Source organism: Dietzia sp. PP-33 (assembly GCF_033790845.1).
Lineage (GTDB): Bacteria > Actinomycetota > Actinomycetes > Mycobacteriales > Mycobacteriaceae > Dietzia.
This window is the reverse complement of the sequence record NZ_JAMYEI010000001.1, coordinates 840,469-851,291: the sequence shown is the minus strand read 5'-3', so window position 1 is coordinate 851,291 and position 10,823 is coordinate 840,469. Positions and strand designations below refer to the sequence as shown.

Sequence of the window (10,823 nt, the reverse complement as noted above, 5' to 3'; positions counted from 1 at the left end):
CGCAGCAAGAGCCGGAGCGGCAATCCGGCACCTGAGGGCGTGCAGGTCACGCGGCCTGTCGGGCACTACGGGCGAGGGGCAGTTCGGGGAGGTGTTGAGTTCGCAGGATCTACAACTCGACACCCTGAGCTTGTCATAAGGTCTGGTTATCGGCCGTGGTGTACGTGCCATAGATGGGTGGGCATCCAGCCACCTGCATTCTGGCAGCGACTCACTTTCGCGGGCTGCAGCTGCGTGGTCCGCGTAGCGACTCCGGCTGGATCGCCTACTGGTGAAACCGGCTACCGCTCCGGGTGGCCTCAGGTTAGGTCTAGGAAGCGGCGTAGGTCGACGAACGTCTCGTGCACGACTGAGTAGTGCGCCCACTTGCCGCGCTGGTCTCGGGTCAGGAGTCCTGCGTCGACGAGTTTCTTGAGGTGGTGGCTGATCGTGGGCTGGCTGATGTCGACCACGTCGAGCAAGTCGCACGCACACACCGACTCGCAGCCTTGCGCGGCGATGTGGGACAGCAGCCGCAGGCGTGTCGGGTCTGCCAGTGCTTTGAGCGTGCGCGCCATCTGATCTGCGGTCTCGGCGGTGATCGGAGCTGACGACAGGGGGCAGCACTCGTTCTGCGTCCGAGCCGGAAGGACGTCGTTTGCTGAAGTCATTTCCTCGATCACCTCACCTCGAACAATACATTGACACATGCCGATATGTGAGCATAGCCTCCAGCATAGACGTTCATCGATATGAGGGAGTTTCGTGCCAATGAGCACAACCACGGCCCGGGCTGTTGCGCCGGTCGCCAAGAAGATGTCGTTTCTCGACCGCTACTTGGCCGCATGGATTCTTGTGGCCATGGCGGCCGGTCTGCTGCTCGGGCGCTTCGTCCCGGGCCTGGATGCCGCTTTGGACTCGGTGAAGATCGGCGGCATCTCGGTGCCGATCGCGGTCGGCCTGCTGGTGATGATGTATCCGGTCCTGGCGAAGGTGCGCTACGACGAGACCCACAGGGTGACCGGCGACCGGAAGCTCCTCACGTTGTCGCTGATCCTGAACTGGGTCCTCGGGCCGGCGTTCATGTTCGCGTTGGCGTGGATCTTCCTGCCGGACCTGCCGGAGTTTCGTACCGGGTTGATCATCGTGGGCCTGGCGCGGTGCATCGCGATGGTGTTCATCTGGAATGACCTGGCGTGCGGGGACCGGGAGGCCGCCGCGGTGCTGGTCGCGATCAACTCGGTGTTCCAGGTCGTGGCGTTCGGCGCCCTCGGATGGTTCTATCTCCAGCTGCTGCCCTCCTGGCTGGGGTTGGAGACCACCTCGGCGCAGTTCTCCGTGTGGTCCATCGTGATCTCCGTGCTGGTCTTCCTCGGCATCCCCCTGCTGGCCGGTTTCCTCACCCGCGTGTTGGGGGAGAGGGCGAAGGGACGCCAGTGGTACGAGGAGACCTTCCTTCCCCGGATCGGACCGTGGGCGCTGTACGGGTTGCTGTTCACCATCGTGTTGCTGTTCGCGATGCAGGGCGAGGCGATAACCTCGCAGCCGCTGGACGTGGCCCGGATGGCCGTGCCGCTACTGCTGTATTTCGTCCTGATGTTCTTCTTCAGCTGGTTCGTCTCCAAGGCGGTGGGGTTGAACTACGCCAAGTCGACCAGCGTCGCCTTCACCGCCTCGGGCAACAACTTCGAACTCGCGATCGCGGTGTCGATCGGCACCTTCGGTATCGCCTCGGGCCAGGCCCTGGCGGGTGTGGTCGGCCCGCTGATCGAGGTTCCTGTTCTGATCGGGCTCGTCTACGTCGCGCTCTGGGCTGGCCCCCGACTGTTCCCGGGAGATCCAACCCTTCCGCCACCTCGCACGGACCCGGCCCGCAACACCGAAGGAGCCCGGCCATGACCAACACTCCCAGCGTCTTGTTCGTGTGCGTCAAGAACGGCGGCAAGTCCCAGATGGCAGCAGCGCTCATGCGCCTGCACACCGGGGAGGCGATCGAGGTCCACTCCGCGGGCACCCGGCCCGGTTCCGCGGTCAACGCCCTAGCCGCGGAAGCGGTCGCCGAGCTCAGCGCCGACATGTCCGACCAGACACCCACGGCCATCGATCCCGACCTGCTCCGGCGGGTGGACCGGGTGATCGTTCTGGGAGAGGAAGCCCAGGTCGAACCGGTCGACGGGATGGCGGGCACGATCGAGGTGTGGAACACCGACGAGCCCTCCGCCCGCGGAATCGAGGGGATGGAGCGGATGCGGTTGGTCCGCGACGACATCGACCACCGAGTACGCGATCTGCTCGCAGAGATCACCAATGGCAAGCCATGCGTGTTGTTCGTCTGTGTCCACAATGCCGGGCGTTCCCAGATGGCCGCCGGCTACCTCTCGCATCTGGCGGGGGACCGGATCGAGGTCCTCTCCGCCGGTTCGCAGCCAGCCGAGCAGCTCAATCCCGTCGCGGTGGAGGTGATGGCAGAAGAAGGCATCGACATCACCACCGCCACACCGAAGGTGCTGACCACCGACGCGGTCAAGGCCGCCGACGTGGTCATCACGATGGGCTGCGGAGACACCTGCCCGGTCTTCCCGGGAAAGCGGTACGAGGACTGGGAACTGGCCGATCCAGCCGGTCAGGGCAAGGACGCTGTCCGCCCGATCCGCGACGACATCAAGCGGCGCATCACCACCCTGATCGCCGAACTGGCACCGAAGGAGAACACCCAATGAGCACGAACTTCAACGAGCTTCCGGTAGTAGTCATCGGCGCCGGCCCCGTGGGGCTGGCCACGGCCGCGCACCTGCGAGAACGGGGTCTGACCCCGTTAGTGCTCGAGGCCGGCGCCACCATCGGCGCCGCTATCGAGCAGTGGGGGCACACCCGCCTGTTCTCGCCCTGGCAGTACGACATCGACAGCGCCGCCCGACGCCTACTCGAGCCCACCGGCTGGACCGAGCCCGACCCGGACGCTCTGCCCACGGGGCACGAGCTGATCAAGCACTACCTGGCCCCGCTCGCCAAGCTCCTGGGCGACGATGTCATCCGCACCGGCGCCCGCGTGGTGGCGGTTTCCAGAGAAGGAATCGACAAGACCCGCTCGGCGGGCCGCGAGCAGACCCCGTTCCTGGTCCGAGTCCAGGCCGCTGATGGCGCCGTGACCGATGTGCGGGCCCGCAGCGTCATCGACGCCTCCGGAACCTGGGGCCAGCCCAATCCGCTCGGCCGCTCCGGTCTACCCGCACCCGGTGAGAACGCGGCGATCGACAAGGGCCTGATCACCGCGCCGCTTCCGGCCGTGACCGGGTCAGAGCGCGACCGTTTCGCCGGACGTCACGTCCTGGTCGTGGGGGCCGGACACTCGGCCGCCAACACCCTGCTCGACCTGGTTGACCTCGCGAAGCAGGACCCTGCAACGCGGATCAGCTGGGCGGTGCGCACCCCTGAGGTGTCGAGCGTCTACGGAGGCGAGGACCGCGATGAACTGGCGGCCCGCGGAGCGCTCGGCACCCGCCTGCGCGAAGCCGTCGAGTCCGGAGTGATCGAGGTCCACACCTCCTTCACCATCAACGAATTCACCCCGAAGACCGACAATCTGACCGTGCACGCCAGCACCCCACAGGGTCCCACTCGACTCGAGGTGGACCTACTCGTCCCGGCCACCGGATTCCGCCCCGACCTGTCCATCCTGTCCGAGCTTCGGCTCGCTCTCGACCCGGCCGTGGACGCTCCGTATCAGCTCGGGCCGCTGATCGATCCGGAGTTCCACTCCTGCGGAAGCGTGGCACCGCACGGCGAGAGCCTGCTGGCGCATCCCGAGACCGGCTTCTACATCGTGGGAATGAAAAGCTACGGCCGGGCACCAACGTTCCTCATGGCCACCGGCTATGAGCAGGTCCGTTCCATCGCCGCCGCACTCGCCGGTGACCGGGCCGCCGCCGATGATGTGCACCTCGACCTGCTCGAGACCGGAGTCTGCTCCACCGACCTCGGTGGCTCGTGCGATGCACCGGCAACCCCACAACTGATCTCGCTCGGCGCCACCACCTCCACCTCTTCCTGCTGCTGAAAGGTCCCCGCCATGACTATCGACGCACCCGAATTGGACGTCCACGTCCTGCAGCGCACGGCCGATGACCTCGCTCGAACGTACGAGGGCATGTTCTCGGCCGAGACCATAGAGCGGTACGTCTTCGAGTCCTACACCGCGCTGGCTCGCACGGCGACGATCAAGCGGTATCTCGCGGCGCTGGCCCGAAACTTCGCCTCAGACAGGCTCCGTGCACTGGCGTTGTCACAGGGCAAGATCCAGTCGACCGTCCCACAAGTGCTGTTCGTGTGTGTCCACAATGCCGGCCGCTCCCAGATTGCCGCGGCCCTGCTCAAGCACTACGCCGGTAGCGGCGTCGAGGTCCGGTCAGCTGGCTCACTCCCGGCCTCTGAGGTCGACCCTGTCGTGGTGGAGACCTTGGCATCGCGCGGAATCGACATGGCGGGGGCGTTCCCGAAGCCACTGACTGATGACGTGGTGCGGGCTGCCGACTACGTCATCACGATGGGGTGTGGGGATGCCTGCCCGGTGTATCCGGGCAAGAACTATCTGGACTGGGACCTTGTCGACCCCGCGGAGCAGACTCCGGAGATCACCCGCCAGATCGTCGACGACATCGACGATCGAGTCCGCGCCTGGTGGGCCACGGTTCACAGGTGACCCGCCGCAACCCGGTGGTCACACGTCGTGTCCGGCATCGGATCCAATGACGGAACGAGACGCGACACCGCCTGGGATCGACCGCCCCCGGGGCGGACTCGCGGCTCTGTGTATCGCGCAAACTACCAGCTGGGGCCTACTTTTCTACTCACTGCCCGCGGCTGTCGCGCCGATCTCCCAGGACACCGGCTGGAGTGGCACCGCCATCACCGGCGCACTGTCAGCTGGTCTCACAATCTCGGCAGTCGCCGGCCTCAAAGTCGGTTCCGTTCTGGATTCCCGAGGGCCACGCACGGTGATGACCCTCGGGGCGGTCATCGGTGTGGCTGCCCTGGCGCTGGTGGCGTGGTCTCCCAACCTGCCCATGTTCTATCTGGCCTGGCTCGTGGCGGGGTTCGCCCAATCGGCTGTCCTCTATCCACCCGCGTTCGCTGTCATCACCCGCTGGTACGGCCCGCGACGAGTCGGCCCCCTGATGACGCTGACACTCGTCGCCGGGCTTTCCTCCACCATCTTCGCCCCGCTCACTGCCTCCCTGATCGAGCAGTTCGGTTGGCGCACCAGCTACCTCATCATGGCCGGCATCCTCGCCGCCGTATCTGTGCCCCTGCACGCCTTCTTTCTCAACTCCACCTGGTCAGACACCGCCAGCGAGCCGACCGTGCAGCAGTCCCGAACCGAGATCCGCCAGGTCACCAGAACCCGCCAATTCCTCACCCTGCAAGTAGTGATGACGGCAGCCACGTTCACGCTATTCGCCGTCACGATCAACCTCATCCCACTGTTGCTGGAACGAGGAATCGACTACTCGACCGCAGCACTGGCCTTCGGACTGGTGGGCGCAGGACAAGTCATCGGCCGACTCGGCTACCCACCACTGACCCGAAGAACCACACCCCAACACCGCACACTGGTGATCCTCGGCGCCGGTGCACTCGGCCTGTGGGGACTGGCAACAACTCCCGGCCCGACCTGGCTGCTCATCGCTCTGGCCGTAGGTACAGGCGCGGCCCGCGGCTGTCACACCCTTCTCCAGGCCACCGCCGTCTCCGACCGGTGGGGCACCCAAAACTTCGGCGCCATCAACGCCCTATTCAACGCACCAATGACCGCCGTCACCGCACTCGCCCCCGTGTCCGGACCCCTATTGGCCAGCCTCATCGGTGGATACCCTGCAATGGCAGTCATCATGGCCGTCCTGCTCACCGTGGCCGCAGCACTAAGTGCCCGAACGTGAACAGGAGCTGACCACCATTTCGGACACAGACTGGACCCCGGAGCACCACGAGGCAATCATCATCGGCGGTGGGCAAGCAGGTCTGGCCACCGCCTACTACCTGCTGCGGTCAGGCGTGGACACCCTCGTTCTGGATAATCAACCCAACCCGGGTGGGGGCTGGTTACACGTCTGGCCGTCCCTGCGCCTGTTCTCCACCGCTGAGTTCTCCAATCTGCCGGGCTGGCCGATGCCCCCTTATGACGGGTTTCCACCGGCCTGCCATGTCGTGGACTATCTCGCTGCCTATGAACGGCGCTACCGGATTCCGGTCCAGCGTCCCGTCACGGTCAACGAGGTGATCTACGAGAAGGGCACCTACCACGTCTGGGCGGGCACGAAGTCGTGGACGACCGAGAACGTGGTCGCGGCCACCGGGACGTGGTCCGCCCCCTTTGTTCCCTCCCACCCAGGAACCTTCGCCGGCACGCAGTGGCATTCCGCCAACTACCCCGGTACAACTCCCTTTCGAAGTACCACAGTCGCGGTCGTGGGCGGCGCGAACTCCGGCGCCCAGATCGCCGCAGAACTCACGAGCGTCGCCGAGGTGACCTGGTACACCCGTCAGCCACCACGCTGGATGCCCGACGAGGTCGACGGACGGGTGCTGTTCCGCCGCAACCGACTACGTGCCCTTGCCCTGCAGCGCGGCGAGCCCGACCCCGGGACAGACTCAGCCTTAGGAGACATCGTCGTCCTGCCAGAGGTGCGCCGCGCTCGGGACACCGGACGGCTGCAGGCCACGCCGATGTTCACCTCACTGGATGAGATCGACGCCGATCACCTGATTTGGTGCACGGGTTTTCGCTCCGCGATCGGGCCGATACGCCGGTTGCTCGACCACGGTCGACCAAAGCATCCGGGCCTCCATGTGGTCGGCTACGGCGACTGGACCGGTCCCGGAGCGGCAACGATCACCGGTGTGGGGCCCTATGCCAAACAGGCTGCCCGGAGAATCGCCGCATCAGTTGGCAGAACCGTGAAATAGGCGCAGCCACCACCAGAGTGATCTCCCTCGGGGGTGAGGGGAGTGCGAGCTATGCCGCCAGTTCGGCGGGGCTCGGATCCCTCCCGTTGGTTATTACGCGCCCTGGGCTGGTGTCGGTCCCCACAGGGCCTGTGCGGACATCAGGGCGGGTTGCCCTTGGGAGCTGGCGAAGTTGTTAGGGAGCGGGCTCCAGGGTGGTGTGGAATGAGGCGGGGTATGAGCCGGACGTAGGTGACCATGCCGACGAGTTCGACGAGGGTTTGGGTGACCACGACGACCGCGACCAGGGCAAATGGGTCGGGCAGGGCCAGGGCGAGGGGCAGTATGACCAGCGAGTTGCGGGTCGCCCCGGAGAAGACCAACGCCCGTGTCGACGGGGCATCCTGGCTGAAGACCCGGCCGGTGAGGATTCCCAAGGGGATCATCACGACCAGGAAGCCGACATAGACCGGGATGACCCGCAGCAGTGAGGACAGATCCGTCCGGACGGCGTCGACTTGCGAGGCAATCACGACGGCGAGGGTGGCCATCATCAGCGGCACCATCAGTGACTCCATCGCGTCCATGAGCTTCCGGGCGGAGGCGGACCGTGCGGCCAGGTACTGCGTGATGGCCGCCAGAACCAAGGGTGTGACGATCAATAACAGGAAGGCCTCAAGGAACGGGGCGACGTCCAAGACCTCGAACAGGCTGGGGCCCATAAATAGGCCCAGGTAGGCAGGCAGCAACAGCATCTGCACGAGCATCAGCAGCGGGGCCGCGGCCAGTAGCCGGTCGTGCGCGGAGCCAGCTAACCCGGAGAAGACGATGACGTAGTCGATGCACGGGGCAAGCAGCACCAGCAATACACCCAGCAGCAGGGCCTGGTCGTCAGCGACGAACCGGGAGAGCCCGTAGACCACGACCGGGACGATGGCGAAATTCAGCACCAACAGCCCGGCCAGGAACCGGCCGTCACGCAGCGCGCGACCGAGCCGGGTCAGCGGCACGCCCAGGAATGTGGCGTACAGCAGCACCATCAGTACCGGGTTGATTGCCTGCTCCAGACCCGGGGCGGCGGAAGGGGTGGCCAGCCCGAACACGGCACCGACCCCCAGGGCCACCAGGTACAGGGGTATCTGCCACCGCTCCAGCCACGTGATCATTGTTCGTCCTCCTCGGGACAGGGCCTTGCCTTCGGCCTCACGTCGCTGACGATCCTGGTCGGCAGTGGCAGTGAGAGTGGGCGGCGGGAGGGCCGGCCGTGATTAGAGTCCGAAGGCTCCGCCGCTGACCAGGATAAAGATGCCCAGGCCGATCAGGACAATGGGGAACAAGATGTGTTCCCAGCGTTCTAAAGCCTCGGCGACTGGCCGACGGGTGGCCACGAACTTGGCCAGGCCCACCAGGACCGAGACCAGAACCAGGAACACGACGCAGTAGGCCACCACGGCTCCCGGGCCGACGCTGAGGAAGACTGGGACGTAGACGCCGATGTTGTCCCCGCCGTTGGCGAAGGTCACCGCGGCCACGGTCCACACGGTCACGTTCTTACCTTCGATTTTGGCGTCGTCGTCGTCATCGTCCCCACGCCAGGCCTGCCACGCGGCCCATAGTCCCAGGCCTAATGGGATCAGCCCGAAGTACGGGATGGCCTCCGAGGGCAAAAACGTCCCGGCGCCCAAGGCCACGAGCACAGCGGCGCCGAGGATGCCTAGGAATCCAAGGTACTGGCCGACCAGGATGCGTGCGGTGGTGCCGCGTTGGCCTGCGCCGCGGGCGAAGAACAGTGAGAGGACGATGATGTCGTCGATATTGGTGGCGATGAACAGACCGATCGCCTGCAGGGCTGAGGACAGGATCACCCCTGCACCTCCGTGGCGTAACAACCCGGCACCGAACAGGCCGGGTCCAGGCAGGAGGCGTTTTCATTGACTGCGAGGGTGACCTCGACCAGGGAGGCCAACGCCCGCGCCAGGTGCGGATCAGCGATCTCGTACCGGGTCTGGCGGCCTTCGGGCACGGCGACCGCGATGCCACAGTCGCGCAGGCACGCTAGATGGTTCGACACGTTCGAACGCGTCAGTTCCAGATCGCGGGCCAGCTCCGCCGGGTAGGCCGTCCGCTCCAGCAGGGTCAGCAGTATCCGCGACCGGGTGGGGTCGGCCATCGCCCGCCCCAACCGGTTCATCACATCCACACAAGACGATATAGTCAGCATTCACTGAACTGTACAGTAGGCGCTGAACTGACTGGGCGTCTGAACAGGTTAGACATTTCTGGGCTCTGTGACTCGGGCGCTACCGCCCCGGAAGGGCCGCGCAGAAGGTTAAATCGGCAGCGTCGTGCCGGTGATTGCGAAGTCCCGTAGCCAACTGATGAACAGTGCCCACACGCCACTGAACAGTGCTATGCCCACTGCGATGAGTAGGAGGCCGCCGATGATCTGGATTCGTCGAGTGTTGCGTTGTAGCCAGCCGACGGTTCGGATTGCCCAGGTGGAGCTCCAGGCGACGAGGATGAATGGCAGCCCCAGCCCGAGGCAGTAGGCGACGATGAGCATGACACCGCGCGTGCCGCTGAAGCCGCTTCCGGCGGCGACGGACAGTGCGGCGGCGAGCGTTGGTCCGAGGCAGGGTGTCCAGCCGAGGGCGAACACTCCGCCCAGGAGAGGCGCGCCGACCCAGGTAGAGACAGCCTTCGGCTGGAATCGGGTATCTCGTTGCAGCACCGGTACGAAGCCGATGAAGACCAAACCCATGAGGATGGTGATGACCCCGCCGATGCGCTGGAGCAACTCCTCGTGTGGTGCGAGGTATTGAACCGTTCCGAGGACCATTGCGCTAAGCGAGACGAACACAACGGTGAACCCGCCAACGAAGAGCAGAGATGCCCCGACGACCCGGTAGCGCGAGCGTTGTCTGGCCTTCTTTTCCTCGAGAGTGATCGTTCGCGACTCGCTGTGGCGCTGTTCGGCCTGCGCCACGGTGACCGGTGGTCGCTCGGCGCCGACGACGCTAGCGAGGTAGGCGAGATAGCCGGGGATGAGCGGGACCACACATGGCGAGGCGAACGAGACCAGACCGGCTAGTAGGCAGGCGCCGAGGGCGAGCAGAAGGGGTCCGCTGGCCGCTGTCTGTTGGAACGCCGAACCGATACCCTGCGCGAGCACCAGGCCGTCCATCGGCGGCATGGCACCGGCGAAGACGAGGTCGGCAACATTCGTCACGGCGTGGCACTCTCCTCGTCGGCCACCAATTCGGCGATGACGTCCCGAAGTTGGTAATCGGTGACCGCCGCCAAATACACGGCGGCCACCCGGTGTTGCCGGTCAAGCACGAGGGTTGTCGGCACGATCGAGGTGGGAAAGCCGCGAAGTGCACCTACGGCCGCGTTGGACGGGTCCCAGATCGACGGGTAGGTAAGGCCGTTGTCGCGCACGAAGTCGACCGGCTTATCGCGATTGGGATCACGCACGTTGATCCCGAGCACGGTGGCGCCCTGGGATTCGAACTCCTCCTGAAGGCGCTGAAGATCGTCGACCTCGGTGCGGCAAGGCCCACACCATTGGCCCCACGTATTGAGGATCACCACCTCGCCCTTGTAGTCAGCGAGCCCGATGGTCTGGTCTGGGTCAAGCAGATCCGGCCCGGCGAGTTCGGCAACCGGTTTCCGTTCTTCCTCGGGGTAGTGGATCTCCAGCTGTCCATCTGGACTGACGAACTCAAACGTGCCGCCCTGCGCGACCGCATCGGTGCCACTCCCACAACCGGAGAGGACAAAGGCGCCCGCACACAGGGCCGCCCAGAGGCGCGCGCGGAAACCGATTGCTCGGATACTGCCCATGCTTTTCACTCCGGTCTGCGACGGGTCATTGCCCCCTCGGCTCCGAACCGGCGGTG

Annotated in this window: 12 protein-coding genes and 1 pseudogene; 7 read left to right on the top strand and 6 right to left on the bottom strand. The window is 65.4% G+C overall.

Features of this window, described 5'->3' with window-relative positions; all coding sequences use genetic code 11:
• Positions 1-299 precede the first annotated feature (299 nt).
• The gene (locus tag NJE57_RS04110) at positions 300-650 is read right to left on the bottom strand and encodes a metalloregulator ArsR/SmtB family transcription factor (protein ID WP_319027015.1); all 351 of its coding nucleotides are present in this window, start codon (positions 648-650) and stop codon (positions 300-302) included.
• Between the two features lie 100 nt (positions 651-750).
• Between NJE57_RS04110 and arsB the strand changes: the two genes are divergently transcribed.
• The 7 genes and pseudogenes from arsB (at position 751) to NJE57_RS04075 (ending at position 6,942) form a co-directional block, all read left to right on the top strand.
• Positions 751-1,878 (top strand): ACR3 family arsenite efflux transporter, encoded by a 1,128-nt coding sequence (gene arsB, locus NJE57_RS04105; protein WP_319027013.1) that lies wholly within the window; start codon positions 751-753, stop codon positions 1,876-1,878.
• Positions 1,875-2,261: pseudogene (locus NJE57_RS04100) on the top strand (low molecular weight phosphatase family protein); the annotation flags it as partial. The gene arsB and the pseudogene NJE57_RS04100, both read left to right, overlap by 4 nt.
• 18 nt (positions 2,262-2,279) lie before the next feature.
• Positions 2,280-2,699, top strand: a complete 420-nt coding sequence (locus NJE57_RS04095) for an arsenate reductase ArsC (protein ID WP_256378867.1) — start codon at positions 2,280-2,282, stop codon at positions 2,697-2,699.
• Positions 2,696-4,036: an FAD-dependent oxidoreductase gene (locus NJE57_RS04090; RefSeq protein ID WP_319027012.1), complete on the top strand. Its 1,341-nt coding sequence runs from the start codon at positions 2,696-2,698 to the stop codon at positions 4,034-4,036. Before NJE57_RS04095 ends, NJE57_RS04090 begins: the two co-directional genes overlap by 4 nt.
• Positions 4,037-4,048: 12 nt before the next feature.
• Complete coding sequence (locus NJE57_RS04085) at positions 4,049-4,678, top strand: arsenate reductase ArsC (RefSeq protein ID WP_017838566.1); 630 nt, start codon at positions 4,049-4,051, stop codon at positions 4,676-4,678.
• Positions 4,679-4,724: 46 nt separating this feature from the next.
• Entirely contained in the window at positions 4,725-5,915 is a 1,191-nt protein-coding gene (locus NJE57_RS04080) for an MFS transporter (protein WP_042330372.1), read from the top strand.
• Positions 5,902-6,942 (top strand): ArsO family NAD(P)H-dependent flavin-containing monooxygenase, encoded by a 1,041-nt coding sequence (locus NJE57_RS04075; protein WP_017838568.1) that lies wholly within the window; start codon positions 5,902-5,904, stop codon positions 6,940-6,942. Before NJE57_RS04080 ends, NJE57_RS04075 begins: the two co-directional genes overlap by 14 nt.
• A 140-nt stretch (positions 6,943-7,082) precedes the next feature.
• On the opposite strand, the gene NJE57_RS04070 is transcribed toward NJE57_RS04075, so the two are convergent.
• The 5 genes from NJE57_RS04070 to NJE57_RS04050 all read right to left on the bottom strand — a co-directional run bounded on the left by NJE57_RS04070 (position 7,083) and on the right by NJE57_RS04050 (position 10,767).
• Positions 7,083-8,087, bottom strand: a complete 1,005-nt coding sequence (locus NJE57_RS04070; RefSeq protein WP_017838569.1) for an arsenic resistance protein — start codon at positions 8,085-8,087, stop codon at positions 7,083-7,085.
• 102 nt (positions 8,088-8,189) lie between these two features.
• Positions 8,190-8,786, bottom strand: a complete 597-nt coding sequence (locus NJE57_RS04065; protein ID WP_017838570.1) for a cadmium resistance transporter — start codon at positions 8,784-8,786, stop codon at positions 8,190-8,192.
• The gene (cmtR, locus tag NJE57_RS04060) at positions 8,783-9,142 is read right to left on the bottom strand and encodes a Cd(II)/Pb(II)-sensing metalloregulatory transcriptional regulator CmtR (RefSeq protein WP_031265411.1); all 360 of its coding nucleotides are present in this window, start codon (positions 9,140-9,142) and stop codon (positions 8,783-8,785) included. The genes NJE57_RS04065 and cmtR overlap by 4 nt, the downstream gene beginning before the upstream one ends.
• A gap of 108 nt (positions 9,143-9,250) precedes the next feature.
• The gene (locus NJE57_RS04055) at positions 9,251-10,105 is read right to left on the bottom strand and encodes a cytochrome c biogenesis CcdA family protein (protein ID WP_371517683.1); all 855 of its coding nucleotides are present in this window, start codon (positions 10,103-10,105) and stop codon (positions 9,251-9,253) included.
• A 41-nt stretch (positions 10,106-10,146) separates the two neighbouring features.
• Positions 10,147-10,767, bottom strand: a complete 621-nt coding sequence (locus tag NJE57_RS04050) for a TlpA disulfide reductase family protein (protein WP_017838574.1) — start codon at positions 10,765-10,767, stop codon at positions 10,147-10,149.
• Positions 10,768-10,823 lie beyond the last annotated feature (56 nt).